17 protein-coding genes are annotated in these 23,186 nt (G+C 43.6%); 14 read left to right on the forward strand and 3 right to left on the reverse strand.

What is annotated here, in order from left to right; genetic code table 11:
• Positions 1-9 precede the first annotated feature (9 nt).
• From ABV409_RS08695 to ABV409_RS08705, 3 genes are all read left to right on the forward strand, one after another.
• Entirely contained in the window at positions 10-3,267 is a 3,258-nt protein-coding gene (locus tag ABV409_RS08695; protein ID WP_353877192.1) for an ABC transporter permease/M1 family aminopeptidase, read from the forward strand.
• Positions 3,268-3,419: 152 nt separating this feature from the next.
• Positions 3,420-4,523 (forward strand): type 1 glutamine amidotransferase domain-containing protein, encoded by a 1,104-nt coding sequence (locus tag ABV409_RS08700; protein ID WP_353877193.1) that lies wholly within the window; start codon positions 3,420-3,422, stop codon positions 4,521-4,523.
• An 83-nt stretch (positions 4,524-4,606) separates the two neighbouring features.
• Positions 4,607-5,659, forward strand: coding sequence for an AraC family transcriptional regulator (locus ABV409_RS08705; RefSeq protein ID WP_353877194.1), 1,053 nt, complete (start codon positions 4,607-4,609; stop codon positions 5,657-5,659).
• 69 nt (positions 5,660-5,728) lie between these two features.
• Here the strand turns inward: ABV409_RS08705 and ABV409_RS08710 are convergent, their stop codons facing one another.
• From ABV409_RS08710 to ABV409_RS08720, 3 genes are read right to left on the reverse strand one after another with little or no spacing between them, the layout of a single operon-like run.
• On the reverse strand, positions 5,729-6,499 hold the full coding sequence (locus ABV409_RS08710; protein WP_353877195.1) for a LytR/AlgR family response regulator transcription factor: 771 nt from the start codon (positions 6,497-6,499) through the stop codon (positions 5,729-5,731).
• On the reverse strand, positions 6,496-7,545 hold the full coding sequence (locus ABV409_RS08715; protein ID WP_353877196.1) for a sensor histidine kinase: 1,050 nt from the start codon (positions 7,543-7,545) through the stop codon (positions 6,496-6,498). The genes ABV409_RS08710 and ABV409_RS08715 overlap by 4 nt, the downstream gene beginning before the upstream one ends.
• Positions 7,546-7,578: 33 nt before the next feature.
• Positions 7,579-9,042 carry an ankyrin repeat domain-containing protein gene (locus ABV409_RS08720; protein WP_353877197.1) on the reverse strand — a complete coding sequence of 488 codons (1,464 nt, stop codon included), beginning with the start codon at positions 9,040-9,042 and terminating at the stop codon, positions 7,579-7,581.
• A gap of 230 nt (positions 9,043-9,272) precedes the next feature.
• On the opposite strand from ABV409_RS08720, the gene ABV409_RS08725 reads away from it, so the two are divergent.
• From ABV409_RS08725 to ABV409_RS08775, 11 genes are all read left to right on the forward strand, one after another.
• Positions 9,273-10,874: a hypothetical protein gene (locus tag ABV409_RS08725; RefSeq protein ID WP_353877198.1), complete on the forward strand. Its 1,602-nt coding sequence runs from the start codon at positions 9,273-9,275 to the stop codon at positions 10,872-10,874.
• Positions 10,875-11,124: 250 nt separating this feature from the next.
• Positions 11,125-11,538: an SRPBCC domain-containing protein gene (locus tag ABV409_RS08730; protein ID WP_353877199.1), complete on the forward strand. Its 414-nt coding sequence runs from the start codon at positions 11,125-11,127 to the stop codon at positions 11,536-11,538.
• 536 nt (positions 11,539-12,074) lie between these two features.
• Positions 12,075-13,898 carry a DNA/RNA non-specific endonuclease gene (locus ABV409_RS08735; protein WP_353877200.1) on the forward strand — a complete coding sequence of 608 codons (1,824 nt, stop codon included), beginning with the start codon at positions 12,075-12,077 and terminating at the stop codon, positions 13,896-13,898.
• A gap of 276 nt (positions 13,899-14,174) precedes the next feature.
• Positions 14,175-16,037, forward strand: coding sequence for a hypothetical protein (locus ABV409_RS08740; RefSeq protein WP_353877201.1), 1,863 nt, complete (start codon positions 14,175-14,177; stop codon positions 16,035-16,037).
• 1 nt (position 16,038) lies between these two features.
• Positions 16,039-16,791: a hypothetical protein gene (locus ABV409_RS08745; protein ID WP_353877202.1), complete on the forward strand. Its 753-nt coding sequence runs from the start codon at positions 16,039-16,041 to the stop codon at positions 16,789-16,791.
• Positions 16,791-17,003: a hypothetical protein gene (locus ABV409_RS08750; RefSeq protein ID WP_353877203.1), complete on the forward strand. Its 213-nt coding sequence runs from the start codon at positions 16,791-16,793 to the stop codon at positions 17,001-17,003. Before ABV409_RS08745 ends, ABV409_RS08750 begins: the two co-directional genes overlap by 1 nt.
• Positions 17,004-17,424: 421 nt before the next feature.
• Positions 17,425-17,730 carry a hypothetical protein gene (locus ABV409_RS08755; RefSeq protein ID WP_353877204.1) on the forward strand — a complete coding sequence of 102 codons (306 nt, stop codon included), beginning with the start codon at positions 17,425-17,427 and terminating at the stop codon, positions 17,728-17,730.
• A 321-nt stretch (positions 17,731-18,051) separates the two neighbouring features.
• Positions 18,052-19,272, forward strand: a complete 1,221-nt coding sequence (locus ABV409_RS08760; protein ID WP_353877205.1) for a hypothetical protein — start codon at positions 18,052-18,054, stop codon at positions 19,270-19,272.
• 569 nt (positions 19,273-19,841) lie between these two features.
• Positions 19,842-21,812 carry a DUF2779 domain-containing protein gene (locus tag ABV409_RS08765; protein WP_353877206.1) on the forward strand — a complete coding sequence of 657 codons (1,971 nt, stop codon included), beginning with the start codon at positions 19,842-19,844 and terminating at the stop codon, positions 21,810-21,812.
• Between the two features lie 4 nt (positions 21,813-21,816).
• The gene (locus ABV409_RS08770) at positions 21,817-22,824 is read left to right on the forward strand and encodes a helix-turn-helix transcriptional regulator (protein WP_353877207.1); all 1,008 of its coding nucleotides are present in this window, start codon (positions 21,817-21,819) and stop codon (positions 22,822-22,824) included.
• 95 nt (positions 22,825-22,919) lie between these two features.
• The gene (locus ABV409_RS08775; protein ID WP_353877208.1) at positions 22,920-23,174 is read left to right on the forward strand and encodes a hypothetical protein; all 255 of its coding nucleotides are present in this window, start codon (positions 22,920-22,922) and stop codon (positions 23,172-23,174) included.
• Positions 23,175-23,186 lie beyond the last annotated feature (12 nt).

The raw sequence follows: 23,186 nt of genomic DNA on the forward strand, positions 1-23,186 counted from the left end.
CAAAACATCATGTGGTTGAAACTCTTCAAATTTGAATTGAATTATCGTCTAAAACGCCCAGAAACCTATGTGTTCTTCGGGGTATTGTTCCTATTCTCGATCGTTGGGGTCGATTTTATCTTCCAAGGGGTCGAAATCGGGTTGATGAAACGTAACGCCCCACTAGTCTTGGCCAAGACCATGGGGGCCCTGACGGCGCTCTTCATGATCATGGTGTCCATGATCATGGGGGTGCCCGTACTACGCGACTACCAATACGAAACCGAGGCCCTGCTATTCGTCAATCCCATATCGAAACGGGCCTATCTTTTAGGACGGTTCTTGGGGTCCTTTACCGTGCTCTTGCTTATTTTCAGTGGTATGCCCCTGGGCATGCTGTTGGGGAGCCAAATGCCTTGGCACCAAGTCGAGGAAATGCTGCCTTTTGCAGTGTGGCCTTACCTCCAATCCTTTACCGTGGTCGTATTGCCGACCTTGTTTTTTGGTGCCTGCCTTTTTTTCGTCACTGGCATGCTGAGTAAAAAGTTGTTGGTGGTCTATACCCAAGGAGTGGTCCTCTTTGTCATCTTCTTGTTGACCAAAGCCATCACCGATCCCTACTGGCAAGGCGTATTCGATCCGTTCTCCCTGACCACCCTCACCCAATTCGCTAAAAGTTGGACGGCGGCACAGCGGAATGCCAGGGGCATCGGATTTAACGGGATCATGCTTCACAACAAACTCTTTTGGTTCCTTTTGGGGCTTACCGTCCTGGGGTATGGCTACCGCAAATTCTCATTCAGCACCTTGGTCAAGACCCAAGGCAAAAAGAAAAAGACAGCCATCGAACCCTCCGACGATACCAAGGCGATACCACGGGCAAAGCAACGGTTTAGCCTGAAGGCCGAAGGTCTACGCCTGTTCGAATTGGTAAAGTTCTATTCCTTGTCCCTTCTTAAGGAGGCCTCATTCTGGGCGATCGTAGGATGCGGCCTGGTCATCATCGGTATCAATTCAGTGAACCTAGGAACCGTTTATGGGGTAGACAGTTATCCGGCGACGCATTTCATCATTGCCGAACTGCAGGAAAACTCGCTCTACTTTTTTATCATCCTCTTGTTGTTCTATTCCGGTGAATTGTTCTGGAAAGAACGGACCAACAAACAGTTCGTCTTGAACGATACCACCCCCATTGCCAACGGTAGCGTGATGATCGGTAAATTGTTGGCCCTGCAATTGGTGTATGTGGTCTTGATGGTGGTGTTGATCCTGGCCGGCGTACTGTTCCAAGCCTTGAACGGCTATTACCAGTTCGACCTAGGCGTCTATTTCACGGGCTTCTTCGTTGAAATACTGCCCTTCTTAACCCTCTACAGCTGTATGGCGTTCCTTTTCCAGGCCATCGCTAAAAACCGTTTTGTGGGCATCTTCCTTACGCTGATCTTTTTTATCGCGAATATCGGTTCCGAATTCCTGGGCTTTAACCACAGCCTCTATAAATTCGGCGGAAAGCCCCTAGGCAGCTATTCCGAAATGAACGGCTACGGCCATTTTCTGGCCCCTTATTTATGGACCAAGACCTATTGGGCAGTCTTTGCCGCCCTAGTGATGGTCTTGGCCAGTCTTTTGATGCAGCGGGGTATGGGCAGTTCCTTGAAACAGCGGTTCCAAAACTTGAAAAGGCAGTCCACACCAGCGGTTCGTAAACTGGGGGCTACGCTCCTTGTGCTGCTGGTGCTGTGTGGTGGCTATATTTTCTACAACACCAATGTATTGAACACCTATTGGACGTCCGGTGAGGAACAGGACTTCAGGGCGGCCTATGAGCAAACCTTAAAACCCATGGAATACCGCCCCCAACCTAAAATTACAGCGGCCGAACTCCAAGTCGAGCTCTATCCGGAGTCCCGAAGCTATGAGGTCCAGGGCAGTTACACACTGACGAACCTCACGGATGCCCCAATGACAACGATCGCCATCCAGCAACGGATCGCTTCCCACTTGCAGCTCTCCGAAGTACGGTTCGAAGGTGGGGCCGTAGCGGATTCGACCCATGCCCGTTTTGGCTATATCGATTACACCCTTCAACATGCACTACAACCAAACCAAACGGTACAGTTCGATTTCGTACAGACCTACAGCCCCAAAGGCTTTGAAGAAGGAGGGCAAGACACCAAAATGGTGGACAACGGCAGTTTTATCCACAACACCGAGTTCCCGACCTTGGGGTACAACCGAAAGTACGAGCTACAAGACCCTAACGAAAGGGAAGTCATGGGTCTGGCACCGAGGAAACGCAAAGCCGAAATCGATGATGCACATGAATTGATCAACGCCCGTTCGGGTAGCGATTCGGATGGCTTGCTGTTGGATATCACCATCGGCACCAAGGAAGGACAGACCGCCTTGGCCCCAGGAACATTACAAAGGCAGTGGTCGACCAACGGACGTTCATATTTCCGATACCAAAGTAAAGAACCCATCGTCAATTTCTATACGATCGTTTCTGCCGAATACGAAGTGCTCAAAGACAACTGGAAATCTTCTTCAGAGGCAGATAAGGCCGTGGACTTGGAGATCTACCATCATCCCACCCATACCTACAACCTCGATCGGATGCAAAAGGCCATGAAAGCTTCCTTGACCTATTTCAGTGAAAATTTCAGTCCCTACCACTACGACCAACTACGGATCATGGAAGTGCCTCGCTATACTGATTTTGCCCAATCGTTACCGAATACCATCCCCTTTTCAGAAGGATTGGGCTTTGTTTTGGACATTGACGACCGCAGCGATGTCGATATGGTGTTCTTTATTACGGCCCATGAAATAGCCCACCAGTGGTTCGGTATGCAGCTCGAAGCCGCCCATGTACAGGGGCAGTATTTCGTCTTGGAGACCCTGGCCCAATATGGCGCTTTGATGGTGTTGAAGGCCCATTATCCTGAAGAAAAGGTGCAGCAGTTCTTGGAAATGCAAGAAGAGATCTATGAGCGTGAGCGCAAAAAGGTGAAAAAGGAAGCCTCGTTGGCTTTGGTTGAAAACCAAGATTTCGTGTACTATAACAAAGGGGTTTTGGCCATGAACGAGTTGAGCGAACTGATCGGGGAAGCCCGGATCAATAAGGCCTTAAAACGGTTCATCGCCGATTGGCGCAGCTATGAAGGTGCCAAGAAGACGCAGACCGATCGTTATGCCAGCTCGAGAGAGCTGTTGGATTACCTCAGGGCCGAAACCCCCAAAGCCCAGCATGGCGAGCTCCATCGCTTGTTCGAAACCGTGGAATAACCCAAAGCCTTCAACCATTAACCTTTGACTTTTGCCTTTTATCATCAACCAAGGACCTCCGAAATGATAATTTACACTGACGGAATTATCATTCCGACAGCTATTCTTATGAAAAGGAGCGTATTTCGGCCCATCATTTAAAATCAAAAACGATGTTGAAGAAATACCCGATTATCAAATGGAGTTTGATCAGTTTAGCCACCCTGATCCTGTTATTGATCGGATTTGGCTGGTGGTTTATGAGCCTGATCCCTGAAAAAGAAGAACGTGCCCAGATCAAAGCGGCCGTCGTAAGTGACCTTGCCTATGTGAACGAAAACGTACCCGAACACAGGGGCAAGGTCTTGGCCGTGGTCACCAGTGCCACCGAAATGGGGAGTAGCGGTAAAAGCACCGGCTATGAACTCACCGAGCTCTCGCGGGCCTATTACGTGTTTCAAGCCAATGGCTTTGAGGTGGAGGTTGCCAGTCCGAAAGGTGGCGAACCCCGTGTCGTTATCGATGACGAGGATATGGGCGCCTATGACTTCGCATTTTTAAAGGACAGTCTGGCCCAATACAAGGTGAAACACACCTTGCCCATCGCCGAGGTTGATCCGGCCGATTACGAGGCTGTGTTTTTCGTGGGCGGAAAGGGGGCCATGTTCGATTTCCCAAACAACCACGCCATCCAAAACCTGGTACGCGAGTTGTACCAGACCGATAGGGTGGTAGGGGCCGTGTGCCATGGGCCCGCAGCCTTCGTCAATGTAACCCTCGACAACGGCCAGCACCTGTTGCAAGACAAAACGGTCAGTGGTTTTACCAATGATGAGGAACTATTCCTGATTCCGGAGGCGGAGACCATTTTTCCTTTCTTGCTACAAAGTGAATTGGAAGCCCAAGGAGCCCGCTTTAGTGCTGGCACCACCTATTTGGAACACATCAGTCACGAAAAGAACCTGGTCACCGGACAGAACCCCTGGTCGACTTGGAAAATGGCCGAGACCATGATCCAAGAAATGGGCTATACCCCCAAATATCGAAAGCTGACCGCTGAAGAAAATGCGGTAACCGTCTTACAGACTTATGATGCGAAAGGGTCGCGAAGTGCCAAGAACCTGATTTCGAACTTTTACAACCAACGCGAGCTCGAAGTGCAACGCGTGCTCATCGCCAAGCACAGCATCATTGCCGCCATGCGGGGGGATATCGGTCGCTTTTTCGGCCTCGTACGGTTGACGGCATACACCAAAAAAGTGGCGCAACGCAAGTGAGCATTTGAAAGAACGAACGGAAAAATGGGGCAGGGGCAAGGGGCACCTTTGAAATTCGTTTACTTTCGTAAAAAGTCCATCAAGTGAAGGTATCCGATATCGTATTGATTCTATTGAGCAGTGCCGGGCTTTTGCACGGGCTGCTCTTTGCCTTGTACCTCATGGTCATTAAAAAGAAAAAAAGCCGGTCCAATTATCTGTTGGGCTGGCTTTTGATCTTTATGGCCTTCCGTATTGGCAAGTCCGTACTCCTGAATTTCGGGCAAGACCTCGAACCCGTTTTTATCTTCATCGGCTTGGCATTGCTGTTATTGATCGGACCATTATTGCGCTGGTATGTGATCAGCATGACCCGGCCCGGTTTCGCCTTGACCCGCTCCGATGGGCTGCAATTGGCACCTTTCGCCCTGATTTTTGGGGCCAGTTTGTTCGTATCACGCGAGTGGTATGAACAAAGCGAATGGGTGATCCCTGTTTTTGCCAGTGGACTGCTCTTTATCTACCTCCATTTGGCAGTTTATATCGGCTTGGCCTGGGGACGATTCCGAAAGGTCAACCGGGAATATCCGGAATCCAAGCGTAGCAAATCGCAACAGGCCGTCTTACACTGGTTGCGTTGGCTGCTATGGGGGTTCGTATTACTCTGGGTGACCTATGTCTTGAACATTTTAGACAATGCCGTGCCTTATGTGGTCGGTCCGCTATTGTATTCCGTGGTGGTGTATTTCTTAAGTTTCAAGGCTTTTCAAGGGCGCATCATCGATTTGGACGGGTCGGTATTCGAAGTCAGTGACCAGCAACCCTTATTCGAAGCGTTGGAACGCTTGGTAATCACGGAGGAACGCTATTTGGAGCCCGACCTCAGCCTGTCGAAACTGAGCCAATTGTTGGGCACCAGTCCACAACAGCTCTCCAAATTGGTCAACGAACAGGCCCAACGCAACTTCAACGATTACATCAACTACCACCGCATCCAAGCGGCCAAGAATTTGTTGACTTCGACCGAAAACGACAAGTATACCATTTCATCCATTGCCTTTGAGGTGGGCTTTAACAGCCTATCGTCGTTTAATAGCGCCTTTAAAAAATTCGAAGGGCAGACCCCATCAGCCTTTCGGGGGAGAGGGAAGGACTGACTATCGTCCCCGTCCTTTACCCTATACCCATTGCCCTTATCCCAACAAATTTGACCCTAATCCTGAGTCTTATTGCATCCAACGCTTAAAGGCTCCCGCTTTGACTTTCCCGACCAGAACATCGGTTGGGGGTTTCGGAGCTAGATGCAATCGGAGTTTGCGATGCGCAAGGGCTTCTATGGAACCTAGGGCCGATTTGGCTACGATCCATTGTCGGTTGGCCCTGAAAAACAATTGGGGATCCAGATCATGCTCCAGGCGTTCCAGGGTATACGACATGCGGTAGGTATCTCCCGAATGGGTGCGGCAATAGACCATTTTGTTGTCCAGGTAGCAATAGGCGATTTCTACTACCTGCAAGGGTAGCAGCTGGTTTCGAAAATGGACCAGAAAGGAACTTTTGAACACGGTGCCGGATTCCCGTTTGATCTCCGCAATGGCCTGCAACAGTCGTTCGTTGCTTTGCGCCAGCGCACGGTCTGAGGCGTATAGGGTACGGTATTTGGCGAGTGCCCGTTCCAACTCCCCGCGATTGATGGGCTTCAACAAGTAGTCAATGCTGTTGTATTGAAAGGCTTTTAAGGCATAGGCATCATAGGCCGTGGTAAAGATGATGGGGAACTGCAGCGATACCCGTTCCAAGATCTCAAAGGATTGGCCATCGGCGATCTTGATATCGAAAAACCCGATATCCGGAGGTGGATTTTGCTCCAACCAGCGTACCGCATCACGGATGGTCTCCAAGACGACCAGAATATCGATTTGCGGGTCGATTTCGGTCAGCAGATCGCTCAGGTTGCGTGCTACACTGTCTTCGTCTTCGATCAGGATCACCTTCATAGCAGTACCGGGATTTTGACCGCAAATTGGGTAGCCGTTTTCTCGATCCGGATGCCCTGGGACGCGATCAATTGGTAGCGATTCTCCAAATTGACCAATCCCACACCCAAACTTTGGACCCCAGACTGTTCTTGAAGGTTGTTCCGTACCCAAATACCGTCCCTTTCATCGGTAATGGTGATATGCAATGGCCGTTCTTTGGTAATCACATTGTGTCGGATCGCGTTTTCAACCAATAGCTGCAACGACATGGGGGGGATGCTACCTTCCAATAAGCGTTTGGATACTTGGATCGCTACCGTCAGCTTTTTCCCGAAGCGGCGCTGCAACACATCCGCATAGGCGGTAATGAATTCCAATTCCTTGGCCAAGGGCACCACATCGGCAGTCGATGCCGTGATGGAGTAGCGGTAGGTTTTCGAGATGTCATCGATGAATTCCAAGCTGGAGGCCTTGGTTTCATTCCGAACCACCGTGCTCAGCGTACTCATCGTATTGAAAAAGAAATGGGGATTGATCTGATCCTTCAAGGCCGCAAGTTCAGCGGTCGCCTTTTCTTCCTTGAGCTGCTGCAGGTTGCGTTCCATCTTTTGGGCCTTTTCCATTCGCAATAACATATAGGGCGCTACAATCGCGATGCAAAGGACCAAGGAATGGTTGATGAGATAGTCTTTCAAATAGAACCAATTCAAGGTCAGGTTCGGATGCGTTTTGACCCCGTACTTGAAGATGAGCATGTCCATCCCGATAAAAAGGACCAGCAAGACGACATTGCCCAAAATAGTCAACGCCAGCCTGTGCTTGGTAAACAAGCGGTCTTTCCATGAATAATTGAAAAAAGCGAAGACCACCAGGATCAGCAATTCACTCGCCACCCCGACAAAGCCGATCCGTACCGTAAAGTAATACTGCTCCACACTCTCCGGGGTCGGGTCGCTTTGGGTGTGCAGCTTGTGGAAATGGTTGAACAAGCCCACATTGGCCAATAGGGTGACCACGATGGCGGCGCCGATGATATGCCAAATGTAACTGCGGTTGCGCTTCACGATTCCAAGGTACGCTAATTCAGGTATTCGTTGCTAATCCTTGAGCGAGGCGATCCCCTTTGTCGATACCCAATAGATGCTGCCTTCCCGGTTGAAGAAGAGAAAGCGGCCATCCGGTGACAGTCGGGGAGCGAATTCAATGGTGTTCGTATTGATCAAAGGGCCCATGTTCTTTGCTTCGGTCCATTCACCCTGGGCATCCCGAAAACTGATGTAAAGGTCCACGGAACCATAGCCGTTGGCCCGATTCGAACTAAAGATCAAAAAGCTTTGGTCTGGGGCGATAGTGGGATCATAATCCCGCGACTCCGAATTCACGGCCGGCCCCAGGTCTTGGGGCGCCTGATACACCCCGTTTTTGGATTCGGCATAGACGATGTTGCTGGTCCGGTTGGGTCCGGTAGAGAAGTACAGCGTACCGTCATTGGATAGGGTAGGGAACCAATCGTGGTGTTCCCCACTATTCACACGCTCGCCCATATACTGCGGGGCGCTCCAGCCCTCATCCTTGCGTTGCAGCAGCCACATATCGCAGTTCGTTCGGGTCGAATCGGAAGGCATCACCGGTCGATCGGTGCAATAATAGAGCGTATTGCCGTCGGCGGAGAGAAACGGATCGATCTCCCGATAGTCCCCATCGATCTCCATGGGCTTCGGGCTGCTCCATGTGCCGTTTGCATCTTGTTCGGTCACGAAGACCGTCCCCCCGTGGTAGCGCCATGACTCCACCGTATAATAAAGTTCTTTCCCGTCAGGGGAAAAGGTGGGACTGTGCACAAAATTCTCGGTGGCGATGAACCCTTTGGAGAATAGGAGGGGAATGCTGTCCGGTTGTTGTTCGCCCAAATAGTGCCCCTGCTTGTGGTAAGTGGGCACTTTTGCTTTATCGGCGCCCTGCTTTAACAGGTATTCCGCGATCTCCATATTGTCTTCCCGTAGGGCGAGGGCCAAAGGCGTATTGCCGTATTCGTTTCGGGCATCGATGTCCGTAGTTTCGCCGATCAGTTGCTTGACCACTTCCAGGCTGTTGTTGAGTACCGCCTTGTGCAACAAAGGCTTGCCGAGATTGATATCGGCCCCAGCTTGTATCAAGAGGGTCACCAGCTCCTTTTGATCCGCTTGTACCGCATTGAACAAGGGCGTTAGCGAATCGGTATTCATGGTGTTGACGTCGACCTTGCGTTCCAACAAAGCTTGGGTCATGGGCAGGTTGCGGCGTAGTACGGCATACATCAAGGGGGAATCGCCGTATTTGTTCTTGGCTTGCAGGTCGATGCCCCGTTCGATCAATTCGTGGAACACCGCTTCTTGACTGCAATAGGCTGCGAAATGCAAGAGGTTAGACTCGTTCTTACTGCGTACGTTGATGTCGGTCGTTTGTAGGAGGGAATCCAACTGCGCCCGATCTCCGTCGCAGGCGTGTCGGAAAATCGTTTTCGACTGGGCATTCAGTACTAGGGTGCTGCCAAGGGCAATCAGCAAAATGAAGAATCGCATAGGATAAGGTTTAAGGTCGCGATCGGCGACCGGGTTACTAAGGTGAAAGTAGGGGGTAGGGCGGTCCCTTTTTTGGAAAATCCATCCGAAGCGGACAAGATTTCGGCCGAAATGGACCAAGTCGCGATACTTCAACAATCAAAAACGATGGTTCAAAGAAATGTCGCTTGAAAAGCGTAACAAAAGGGGCTACTTGCCTTCCAATAACAAATCATAAATCAATCAACGTCATGAAAAAACGAATTGTAACCGCCTTACTCCTTTGCTTTTTAAGTCTAAGCGCAGGAATTGCCCAACAAAGCCCGACTGCCGCACAATGGCAGTCGGATCTGGATTACCTGCAGCGGCGGGTCCATACCGATTTCCCTTTTTTATTCAAAAAGATTGCCCCATCCGATTGGGATGCCCAAGTGGCCGAGCTTCGGGCGGCCATCCCTAACTTGGAAGCCCATGAGATCAAAGTCGGTCTTACCCGAATGGTATCCGCCTTTGGCTACGGGCATACCCAAATCCCGTTCAGTACGCTGGCCCGAGAGGCCGTACTCCCCGTCAACCTCTATCACTTTAAGGACGGCATCTATGTCGAAGGCGTCCATAGAAATCATGCCGAAGCGCTCGGTGCCAAGGTGGTGGCCGTCAATGGGGTACCGGTGGCCGAGGCCCTGACCAAGATCCGCCCCGTGGTACCGGCAGAGAACGATCAGTATTTCAAGGGTTATGGATTGCGCTTTTTGACCGTACCCAGCGTATTGCACGCCCAGGGTATTACCCCCGGCTTACAAGAGGAAATCCCCTTGACTTTGGAAAAAGACGGTAAGACCTTTACGCATCGTTTTACGGCCATTCCCTTAGCGGGGATGTCACGCGACTACCTCTTCGCCATCCCGAATACCGACTGGTTGAGTGCACGGGAAGCAGGGGAGACCCCTGCCTATTTGAAGCATTTGAACGAGAAGTTCTTCTATTTCGAATTGCTGGAAGGCACCAAGACCCTTTATGTACGCCAGAGTTCCGTCTTTGACCATCCGGAAGAGCCTTTGCGCGATTTCTATGCCCGATTGTTCGAATTCATCGATACTAACGCAGTTGAAAAATTAATCTACGACGTCCGCTTGAACGGTGGGGGCAACAACTACAACAACATCCACTTCATCAAGGGCATCATGGCCCGGCCGGAGTTGAACCAGAAGGGCAAGTTCTACTACATCATCGGTCGTAATACCTTTTCGGCCTGTCAGAACCTGACCAACGATGTGGAAACCTATACCGAGGCCATCATGGTGGGGGAGCCCAGTTCGGAGAACAAGAATTTTTACGGCGACACCCAAACGGTGGAGATGCCGAACTCCGGCATCAAGGCCTACCTGTCTTTCGCCTGGTGGCAAGACAAGCCGCAATGGGAGAATGCCGATGCCACCACGCCCAATTTCTATGCAGAACCGACTTTTGCCGAGTACCGCAGCAACCAAGACCCTGTCTTGGCCTTGATCGAAAATATGGATGCCGAGAACACCATCATCGATCCTATGGCCTATTTCCAACAATTGTTCGTCGAAGGGAAGTTGGAACAATTGAAGACCGAGGCCCAACAGATCATCGGGGACCCGAAATACCAGCACATCGATTTCGAAAAAGAGTTCGGTCAGGTGGGTCAAATGTTGTTGGACCAGCAGCAGTACCAACCCGCGGCCTTTGTCTTCGGCACCTTTGTGGAGAACTTCCCCAACAACGCCGGATTCTGGGAAGGACTCGGCACCGCCTTACAGGGTATGGGCCAAAACGAAGAGGCCAAAGGTGCCTTTGCCCAGGCCAAAGCCTTAAAAGGGCAATAAGCATACCTCAAAAAACGAATCGGACAGGGAATGGCGAAAGCGGTTCCCTTTTTTTGGTGGTAGGGTTTGGGTAGAAAGGCTAAAGGGAGCAAGCGCTATGCAATTCTAAGAATGAATCGTTTTTCGCCCACTAAACTTTCGCCTTATTCCTTTTACCCTTTACCTTTCCACCATTGGCTCTATTTGCAGCTAACAATTAATTACTACCTTCCATTCTAAAGAATAATTTCCCTACCAAAAAATTCCATTAATGAAGGATAATGGCGAAGTTGGTTTGACTAAAGAGTCCGGTTGGCAGATGGGGGTGCGAAAGACCATCTATGCGGATTTTGACTCCGTTTGGGAATTCCTGTTTTCCGATAAAGGCCTGCAGCTATGGTTGGGACCTGTAAAAGCCGTCGACCTGGAGGTAGGGGCATCCTATAACTTAGCGAGTGGGGTAATGTTCAAAATCACCGTATTTAAGCCGCTTTCCCATATCCGTATGCAATGGAAAAAGGAGGAATGGGAAAATACGTCACGTTTGCAATTACGGATCATGCGGTCCGGCAAGAACACTGTGGTCTCTTTTGCACAAGAACTACTTGTAAACAAAGTGCAGCGTGAAGAAATGATCTGGCATTGGAAAAAGGTGACTGCAGCACTTTCGGTAACGATAGCATAGCTTACTGGAAAATTGGACTTTTGGTTTTCACGAACTCCTTGTTAGGTTACTTGAGCTTTGGGCGAACATCCTTCACCCAACCGGTTCCTGAGCGGAGCCGAAGGAACATTCCAAAGGTACAAGATGATAGGAGGAAAGCTTAAAGCGAATCAGAGGACCAACCACTTCAAAGCCTTCGCCCTTAAACCTTAAGCCTTTTACCAACCCCTTTAGCCCTTTTCCCTTTTCCCTTTAACCATCCGGTTCCTGAGCGGAGTCGAAGGAACATGCCATAGGTAGAAAGTGTTAGGGAGGAGGACTTGGCCTCAAATGTAAATAGGGTATAGGAAGAACGGGATTGACCGGTCCTTCGGGCCGTCCTATTTCCATTTTTCCAGTTCACTTACGTTCAATGACCTTTCAACCGCTGCCATGACCCACTGACCCCTTGAAACACGACTCAAGGAATACTCGATTTTGCGGGGAAAATATCCCCATTAGCAGGTATGTTTTTGATTTATAGATACTTATAGCTTTATCTCCAAATCAATTCAACTATGTCAAAAAAAATCAACCGAGCGAAACTCAAGAAATTCGTCAGAAAAAACGCCACTGCCTTTTTAGACGATAACAACATTACCTCTGTAGGTATTGCATATAAGGAAACCAAGGGCACCACCACCAAAGAACTCTGTGTGCAATTTACCGTAGGAGAGAAAGTCGCCTTGGAAGGCTTGGAATCCCTAGATAGCAAGGCCATTCCGGAGCAGTTCGAAATCGACGGGGTCACCATCCCTACCGACGTGAAAGAACGACGTTATGAACACGATGCCGTCATGGTCAGTGCGCTCGAGAAAGTCCAGCGCAAAAAACGAATGGACCCTATACTCCCCGGGGCCAGTATCGGTCACCCTAAAATTTCCGCCGGCACGGCGGGTTGCGTGGTATACGATGCCAATACGGGACAAGAACTACTGCTGTCGAACTGGCATGTCCTTCATGGTAATGACGGCAAAGTGGGCGATGCGATCGTACAACCGGGTCGGCATGACGACAATCGGGTAGGGCAGAACATCGTCGGAAAACTGATCAACAGCCACCTGGGATTGGCCGGGGACTGTGCTATTGCGGAAATCGATAGCCGGCAATTGGATGATACTATTATGGGACTCAACACCAGCGTCAAACAAATTGCCGATGTCGAACTTGATGATAAGGTCATCAAATCAGGACGGACTACCGCGGTCACCCGAGGCATCGTCAGCCGTACCGATATCACGGCCAAACTGAATTACGGAAGTGTCGGCATCAAACAAATCGGATGTTTCGAATACGAACCCGATCCAGATCACCTTCCGCATGATGGCGAGATCAGCATGGGCGGCGATTCCGGTTCCGCGGTGCTTCTGGTGAAAAACAACAAAGCGAGCTCGATCATGGTGGGCCTCCATTTTGCCGGGGAGGTCGGTGATGCACGCGAACACGGATTGGCGTGCTATGCCTCTTCCGTCTTCAAGAAACTGAACCTGGTGCCGAGCAAGGCCGAGGTCAGGGGGCTTGAAGCCATGAACCTGGGCTATGACCGCAACTTCCTTTCCGTGGCCATCAAACCGCCTGAAGCCAAGAACAAAACGGTACAAAACAGCCTGTTGAAAGTCAATGGCCAACACGAAATCGAATACATGCACTTTTCATTGGCCATGCATAAACGACGGAAGTTCGCTTCATGGGTGGCTTGGAACATCGATGGGGGCAGTATCAAGAAAATCAGTCGAAAGGGAATCCCATTTACCAAAGACCCTGATTTCCGTTCAGGGCAGATCGGCAATGAACTTTACAAATCCAATCCTTTGGATCGCGGTCATATCGCTCGAAGGGCCGAATTGTGTTGGGGTACCATGGCCGAAGCAAAAAAGGCGAATAAGGATTCGTTTTATTTCTCGAACATGGTGCCCCAGCATGAACGCTTTAACCAATCCAAAAAAGCCGGTATTTGGGGCGGACTTGAAAATGCGATATTCGACGGGGCCTTGATCGAACAATTGAAAGTGAGTGTCTTTGGCGGACCGATTTTCGACGACAAAAACGACCCGGAGTACCGCGATGTCAAAATCCCCAAAGCTTTTTGGAAAGTCGTGTGGTATGTAGACGAGGAAACCAAGGAGTTGCAGCACCACGCTTTCATTTTAACCCAAGCCGACTTGATCTCCGGTCTAGAAGCTTTGGATCTGGACGAATTCGAGGTCTACAAGGTACCCTTGCACGTAGTTTCCGAGAAAACCGGGTTCAATTTCGTGGATGTAAGCACCCTTTCGGGTAGGGAGTCGCTAGCGACTGAGGAAATTTCCATAGTCACCTCTTTGGATACGGTATTGGGATGACCGAAATAGCAACCGACTTTTTCAAGCCAAAACCACTTAGGGATTGAAAATGCAAACGTTTCTTCAAGACTTGTAAGAATTTCACTTTGAAACAGCAGTGAATCCGTAGAATTTCTGTGGTTTAGCTTCAATCGTTTTTTGCATACAATTTCTATATTGAATTGCTCCAAAGTATTGACTACCTACAACTTAATTCCCCGTAAAAATACCCTCCTGTGGGTATTTAACAGGAAAGGTTCATTATTCATTTTTGCTAAAACCAACCGTAATTCACTTATGAAAAATATATACATACTAATACTTCTACTTTTAAGCGCATCTGGCATAGCTCAAAATGCACCAAAAACTCAGGTCGTTGAGGTTGATGGAATTACTGGCCTTATTGACAAAGAACTTCCCTTTGACAGAAGTTTTTATCTAAAAATTAAAGTAAAGAAAGAAATAGAATTCATTGATGTTTTAATCACAAGGGATTTCAAAAAAATGAGAGGGGTTCAAAATCTTGAAAAGGAGCTCAAACAATTTCGCAAAAGAAGAAAACAAATAGAATTTGAAAAATTATTGCGGTTAAAGACCACCACCGAGGAGATTAAAGATGACAAAGAGTACAAATACCTTTCGGCTTTATGCCCACCTTTACCGCCCAATCTAAAATATGAGATTATCCTTTCGAGACGATATTCATCTGAAGAAACTAAAGAATTACTTAAACTAATGGAAGTAATTTCAAATAATGTCGATCCAAAATTTCGAAAATGGATAAAATATGAAAAGGAGTTTGGACTAAATCCAAACTATTCAAAAATGGAAGATGAGCTTAAGACGATTTATTCCAAGATTCAAAAATCCTACGATTCTACGATTGTAGACTTTAGCGAGAATAATACAGGTGTTAATAGGTATTTGGAGTTCTATCAAAGAATTGTAAATATGGAAGCTTTGGATTGCAGTAGTTTACAAGGTAGCAAAAAAACTGATTGTGAGGAATTTAATGAAGTATTGATGAAATCGGGGACTTTGAAAATTGCTCAACAATATCTAGTCTTTTTAAAAAGTATATGCACTTTAAATGACGATAAGAATACAGGCACTGAGCTAAGTTGTCCAAATTTTTTCCCTTATAACTTAAGTACCTACGTTGCCATTTCTGATAAATATTATTCATCGTTAGTCAGCATAAATCAGGACTACGCAGCTATTTTGGAAAATTTAATCGATAAGAGGTGTTTAAATTTAACGGCTAAACTAATTCGTGATTATCAATCAGAAAAGGGCCATTCAGAGTCCTTTGTTAACACTATTAAAACGCTTTCAAATCTTAAGATTTTAGAGAATGATGATCTATTGCAAATTTTAAAGGGAAAGGGCAAAATAAATGGTGAATTGACCCAAGAACTAATTGAGGATTCAGATTTTGTTGCATTAGGAAATAACACTTCAGAGAATATAAAAACTTTTAAAACGCTAATAGAGGATGTAAAGATTCTGAGCATTATCCACCCAGAACAAGAGATTGATTTAAATGCTATAGTCGTAGAATCCAAGAAGGTTATATCCAATCTAACCGAGCAAAGTAAAGCTATTAACAAAGGGGTTCAAAAACTAAAAAAATTAAACTCCCATATCGTTGATGAAAATATATTTGGCAATACGGGCTTTGAGAAAATTAGCTCTGAGGCCAGTAAGTGGATATTGCCCGATGCTGGACTTCTTTTTGCTTTCAGCAAGGAAGCAAACGTTCTGAGACCGTTCTTAGGCGTAAATATAAATTTTGGACCTGTTGACAAGGACGTAAAATCTAGATTTATGCCAAGGGGAAAAGAGAACAATATTCCTAATACGAATAGGACCTTGAGGTTTTTGAGGCAACATACTTCTTTAATGCTAGGTGTATCGGTTGGATCAATTAAAATTGAAGACTCCAGGGAAGACCTGTTTGGCTCTATTAATATTGTTACGGGTCTTGGATTTCGGGTTAACCGTGCTATTCGGTTATCAGGTGGAACTTTATGGTATAATCAGATAAATCCAAACCCATTGCTTTCCGATAAGAAGACGAAGGCTTTAGGCTTTCTGTCTATTTCATTTGACATAGAATTTAAAAATGCAACTCAGGGTAACCTCGGCAAAGTATTTTAATATGAGACGAACAAAACATGCTTTTTTCATCTTTTTACTAGTTTTCGTAAGTTGTGCAGATACTTTCGACCCTCAAGATGTAATTAAGATTCGAGTACCTGATGGAACAACATCCATTCCCGCCGACAACAATTCGAAAATAGAGTTGATTGCTTATATCCCCAAGGATGCAGATGATGATAAAAGAACCATTAGGTTTGAAACTACCTCAGGTGTCTTTACGGAGAACAATGAAAAGGAGGTAGAACTTAAAGCAGAAGATACCTTGGAATTGGGGGGCGAAAAGTTTTTAAGTGCAAATGTAATTTTAAAGTCCAGCAATACGGTTACAGAATCGTTGACGGTATCGGCTGAGATTGATTTATATCCCGCCAGAACAACTTTAAGCTTCACGGAAGCGCCTCCAACCACCATTTCTCTTTCAGCAGATAAACTTGAGGTAACCAACACCTTTGATTCTGAACTGGTCTTGACAGCACTGGTTAAGTCAGATACGGGTTTTCCATCAGCTGGGTCAAGTGTTCTGTTCCGTATTTACGATAATTCAAATGATCTTTTGTTTACTGATGTAAGATTTCGCGAACAACAGCTTAACATTAACAGTATGGGGAATGCGAGCGCAATTTTTAGTGCTGGAAATCTATTAAAAAACGGTTTGCCATTTGAGGGTGATTTGCGAATTGAATGTGTGGTGAACAATAATGAAGAAATATCAGATTCAATACTAATTAATGTAACTTCAAAAACAGAATAATGGAAGAAGAATTTTTCGAAATCCCTGCTGATTCAGGTTTGGATATAGACAATTTAGAATATCAAAAAGAAACAATCTTACAAATTATTGATGACAAAATAGGTCTCCCTAGTTATTCGATTATTGAAAATATTGACGTTGATATGTCTAGGGAAGATTGTAGGCGGGTTTGTGTCACCATAGGCGGTAGGCGGTATTGTTTTTGCTTATGATCTTTAGGATTGTGCTGAATCAAATTGATGACATTGGTTTTAGTAAGATTGACATTTGGGTGACATGATAATAATTAAAAGAAAAATGTATCATAATGTACCGCGTTATGTAACTTGAGCTTTGGTAAAAGCGAAAGTTTACCGTGCAGCTCGTGGAAAATTTCTTCCAAAAATCTTCTTTGAAAAGGTAATGGAACACTTTTTACACGACCCGAGGTAGGAGGGGAGGGTAATGTGTGTGGAATGGGTTATAATAAACATTTGTATCTTTACCACGTCTACACGGTTTTAGGAAAATTCTAAAACAATTATTTATCGATAAGGAGTCGCTCACAAGTCCAGCGGCCACGAAAGTACCGCTTCCAGTCCTAGACTGTGTAGACAGGGCTGACGGGGTGGCTCCGCTTTTAAAATTTTCTTTATGTCTACAAGAAAAAACAAAATCCATGAAGAATGGTATCAACAATTGCAGAACAATCTATCCATTACAGATTCAAACCAAAAAAGGAAGGCAATTCTTGAGATTATTACCACAATTGATGACTATTTCGACGTAAATTCTTTGGAGGACCATATAGACGGTTTGCATGGCATGTTGTCTGGCAGTATCGAAAACCAAGTGTTGGGCTTATCTAAAAAACATATTTTCGATAGTGTATCCCTAACAAGTGTAAATATCAACTTTTTAGTAAAATTATTTTCTAGACTTTCTGTACTCAAAGCCTGAGAAACCCAATTTGAATGATTAAAAGTCCTTCTAATTTATTTTGGAAGGATTTTTTGGATAAAATCAATAAATCTAATTCGATTCATCACATTTTACTATTCAATATTTGTAGAAAAACCTCAGAATTTATAAGGTTTTTGTGTAATGGGTTTTCATATTCAATTTTTATATTGAAGTACTCCAAACGATTGACTTACTTCCTTTTGTTTTCTCCCCCATAATACCTATAAACGGGTATTGAAAATGTCGATTGAAATTAGAATTTTCGAGCTTGACCAGCTACTAAAATATTATTTGCACACTAAATAAAATATCATAGTCATGAAGCATTATCACTTTTTACTTTTAGCATTAATAACCTTTAATATTAATGGACAAGTTAAGTTAAAGTTCAACAATACCTTGGACGAACAGATAGTGGTTAAAGTAAGGCATGGTGAAATTTCTACTCCAATTGAAAGTATGTCCGAAGTATTTACACAAACTATGCAGGCCAATTCTGAAACACCTGACTTCATTAGACTTAGAGATGTTCGAAAAGGACAAAAATTCGTTGTTCTAGGGCAAATTGGAGCTAAAGGTCTTTTCAAGTTTTTTGAATCTACATTATTGAGAAGAAACAGTGAGCATATTATTACTATGACTGCCACTATGGATGAGGTTGGGAATGATGAAATATCATATCAGAATCTTTTAAAAGCAATAAGTGACACCCCACCCGAGAATTCCAGAAAAGTAATACCTGCAGATGATGCATATAATACATTCTTTGGTGGTTTATCGATTAGAGACAAAGAAGGTAATGAAATTGATAGAATCGATGCGTCCGTCTTAAAAGCCGTTAAAAACCCTATCCAGTATGGTAATCTTGATAAAAAGATTGAGGCTTTTTTTACTGGTAGCTTCTTAACAAAAAATAACGGCGAAGTACCAGGCATAGCATCCGCGTCAATTGCAGTAAATAGTAGCAGGGGTTATAAGTTGAAATATGACCTCAATGATATTGGTACAAGAGTTTGGTCTGGACCAAATGGAAAGTCTATTGATGAACTTTTTTCTCAATTGAATCCAATTGTAAAGAATGGAGTTGTAAAAAGATATTTGGCCGATACTACATTGACAATGCATCAACTTGACCATTTATATTTGTTTCAGTCAGCAATTATCAGTGTAGAGAAATACAAAAGTTCAAAAACAATTATTGATGCCACTGTGCCAGTTTTCTTATCTAGTAGTTCTGCCTTCGAAAAAGAGGAGGGAGGGGACGATACCACAGCTTCGACAAACACGGTATTGAATATTTGGTCCAAAAAAGATGTCACGTATCTACTTGTCCAAGCTGCTAAGGACTACCTTGAGAAACAAAAGGAGATAATAGCCATTGCAAAGTCCAATTCGGAGGCTCAAAAAATTGCAGAAGCGGTTATTGGTAAGAACAATGCAATCACGCCGGTTGAGAAAGTATCCAAAACTGCAATACTCAATAATGTAGATAAGGAAATTACAAAGGCAACCAAGAAACTACTAAAAATTAAATTTTAAACGATGGCGGGAGGTTTTAATTTTAATAAGTTTTCCAAATTTTTGAAATCGTTTTGGGGCATATTGGCTTCTTTTAGTGTTGTACTGCCTACCATCATTTATTTTTCAAATACATCTCATATTAAAGATTCAGTTCTATCTGAATTCTATATAGGGATTCCCACTTCATTTGCTTTGCTATCAATTCCTTTCGTGTTCTTATATGAGGATAAGCTTTCTTCTTTAGTCAAAGTTAGGAAAACGTCTATAATCTTAATTGTGGTTTCTTTCATTTCACTTTTTTCGTTTTTGGCTATTAAAAGTCTTTTTGTGAAGGATATGAAGTACTCATATACTGAAGACATGCAGGTAATAAGAGTTTCAACAAGTCAAAGGGGAGAAATTCTAACTGAAAGGTTCAATTCAATTAATGATGACAGACCTTTTCGTGAAGAAAAGGCGGTAAATATTTTAGAATACTGCAGTTTAATGCTATTCACCATTAGTGTAATTTTTTTAACAACTGCTTTTTCTGGTTTAGGGGTATTCTTTTATACAAAAAGTGCTAATTCATAGAAACTGATTGTCAAATGAGAGTATTATCCAAATCAAGATTTAAAATAGGCCTAGAGTGTCCCAATAAATTGTTTTATACAGGTAAAAAAGAATATGCTAATCAGAAAGATCAGAATCCTTTTTTGGAGGCATTGGCGAAAGGAGGGTTTCAGGTTGAAGAATTAGCTAGATTATATTATCCAGGTGGTCATCTTTTAGAAGGAGAGGATTGGGATTATCTAAAGCATTCGGAACATACCAAAATATTACTTAAACGAGATAATGTCATCCTATACGAAGCCGCTTTCTTATATGATGGACTCTTTATTCGAACAGATATTATAGTTAAAAAAGGAAATCAAGTCGAATTAATTGAGGTAAAGTCAAAATCATTTGAACCTAACAATGAGCACATTTTCATTGGAAAAAGAGGGGGGATTGATAGTAAATGGAAACCTTATTTATTTGATGTTGCCTTTCAAAAATACGTCATGCAACTCTGCTACCCACAATGGGAAATAAAGTCATTTATTCTGATGGCTGATAAAACACAAGAAGCATCCATTGATGGGTTAAATCAACTTTTTAGAATTACAAAACAAGCAAATAATAGAACTGGAGTTAATGTATTGGTTCAATCTAAAAGTGAATTAGGGAATTCTATATTGGGAAGGCTTGAAGTTACCGATATTGTGGAGAACATTGAAAATGGAAAACATATATATTCCAATGGGTTAAATTTTGTAGATGCTATTGAAGAATATAAACAAGCATATATTAATGATCAGTATAAAAATGTTCCAACTTCTTACTCGAAGTGTAATAAATGTGAATTCAAAATCACGAAAGAAAGTAACGAAACAGAACTTAAATCTGGTTTTAAAGAGTGTTTCATAAAGCAACATAATTGGAGAACAGAGGATTTCAATAAAACCAGTTTGTTCGATATAAGTGGAATAGACTGGAGAAAGTCAGCTAAGCTATTTGACGGCAATAAATTTTTTGTAGAATTAATGACCCAAGAAGATATTGGTTATAAAGAAGAGGTAGGTAAGTTGTCAAATACTGAAAGAGCCTGGATACAAATAGAAAAAGCTGTTAACTATGATTATTCAATTTATGTTGATAGAATAGGGCTAGCAGAAGAAATGAACAAGTGGAAATTTCCACTGCATTTTATCGATTTTGAAACATGTACTGCAGCTTTACCTTTTTCAAAAGGGCGAAAACCATATGAACAAATTGCCTTTCAATTTTCTCATCATTCCTATGAAAAGAGTGGTGATATTCTCCATTGTTCAGAATATATAAGCAATAAAGCAGGGTATTTTCCAAATTTTGATTTTATACGCGAGTTAAAAAAAGTTCTTGAAAATGATGGTGGAACGATTTTTAGATTTCATAATCATGAAAACACCGTATTAAATGCAATTCACTACCAACTAATGGAATCAGATGAAAAAGATAAGGACTCTTTGATTGAATTTATTGAAAGTATTACACACTCCACAGGGAAAAGCCCAAATAAATGGAAGGGAGAAAGAGATATGGTCGATCTATGGCAGGTAGCAAAGAGCTTTTACTTTAATCCAGCAACAAATGGTTCAAATTCCTTAAAAGACCTGCTACCCGCTGCACTTTATAGCAGTGACTTCTTGAAAAACAAATACTCAAAATCTATCGGTGATATCTCTTTGACATCAACAAACTTTCCAAATAATTTTGTTTGGTTAAGATGGGGAGATGAAGGACAGTTAATCAATCCATACGACTGTCTTCCTCCTGTCTTTGATGATTGGACTGAAGAAAAAATTGAGCAATCAATTTCTGAAATTGAAAACATTAATGACGGAGGTGCAGCTTTAACTGCCTACGGCAAACTACAATATACCGATATGTCGGAAGCAGAAATTGAGGAAATAACCTCGGCTTTATTGAAATATTGCGAATTGGATACCCTAGCAATGGTAATGTTATATGAACATTTTAAAGAATTAGTTGTTTGATATTATGCCAAAAAATAAAGAGGCTTTAAAAAGGTATAGAATAATTCACAATGTACTTAGAAGGGGAGGTAAGCATAAATCAACTCGAATCGTAGAAATTTGCAATGATGCTGGAATTCCGGTAAGATTAAGAACTATTCAGAAGGACTTGGAAGATTTGGCCGAAGACACGGAACTTGGCTTTTTTCTTCCAATAAACAAGGATACTGCTACTAAAACATATTATTATGAAGAAATCCCAAAACATATATTTCCTTCATTAGAATTAGAACCAGATGAAATAAGTGCTCTACTTTTTTACGCTAAAACAATAAGTCAGTATAAGGAATACCCTCTCTTTAGTGAAATTACCAAAGCGGTAAAGAAGGTAATAGAAAACTCAAATATCTCGCCAAATGTTAAAGAATTATTTGAGAAGGAAACTATTTTAGAAACCGAGAAACACCCATTAATTGGTGGAACAGAACATATTGCTGATATTTTAGATTCTATTGCTAAGAAAAAAGTATTAGAAATAGACTATCAAAAGTTCGATGACGAAATTAAGAGACATAGGGTAAAGCCAATTTTACTTAAAGAAGACAAAAAACTATGGTACGTAATTAGTGTTAATTACAAAAATGAAAGTCTAATTACTTTAGCACTTGATAGAATCGTAGATGTTTCCATTTTAGATGAAGAGTTCCAAGCAATTGAGTTCGATAGCGTAGAATACTTCAAGTATTCTTTTGGCATAACTGTATCTCACAAACCACCTATTGAAGTTGTTATTTCCTTTGATGCTGATCAAGGTAACTATCTAAAAGCTCTTCCCATCCACAACACACAAGAAATTTTAGAAGACGATGACATGAAGTTTATTATAAAGGTTTCTGTAAAACCTTCATACGAGTTTTACTCGAAAATTTTAAGCTATGGAAAAACAGCTGAAATAGTCTCACCAGCCTTTCTAAGAGCAGAATTCATTGATATTTTTAAAGGTGCCTTAAGTAACTATACCTCAAAAAAATAAATTCTTTATTAATTTTTTTTCATGGCGAACATAGGTTGCGTCATGTCGCCATTTCTTCGTAGCGATTAATAATATTTTCATTTAAGATTTTTGCTATGAAGAAAAAAAGAAACACCTACAATTACAACCTTAAAGTTGGAAGAAAAATTGTTTACAAGGGAACAACAAGTAATCCAGAATTAAGAGAGGTTCAGCATAGAGAATCTGGTAAAAAATTTACACATATGCAAGTAGTTGGAAGAGCAAAAACGCCAATCGGAGCTATCAGAGAGGAAACACGCCAGTTAAAAAATTATCGCAGAAATCATAGTGGTAATAATCCTAAGTACAATCAAAAAAAGAATGGTTAACCCAATATTTCG

Source organism: Flagellimonas algarum (genome assembly GCF_040513375.1).
Lineage (GTDB): Bacteria > Bacteroidota > Bacteroidia > Flavobacteriales > Flavobacteriaceae > Flagellimonas_B > Flagellimonas_B algarum.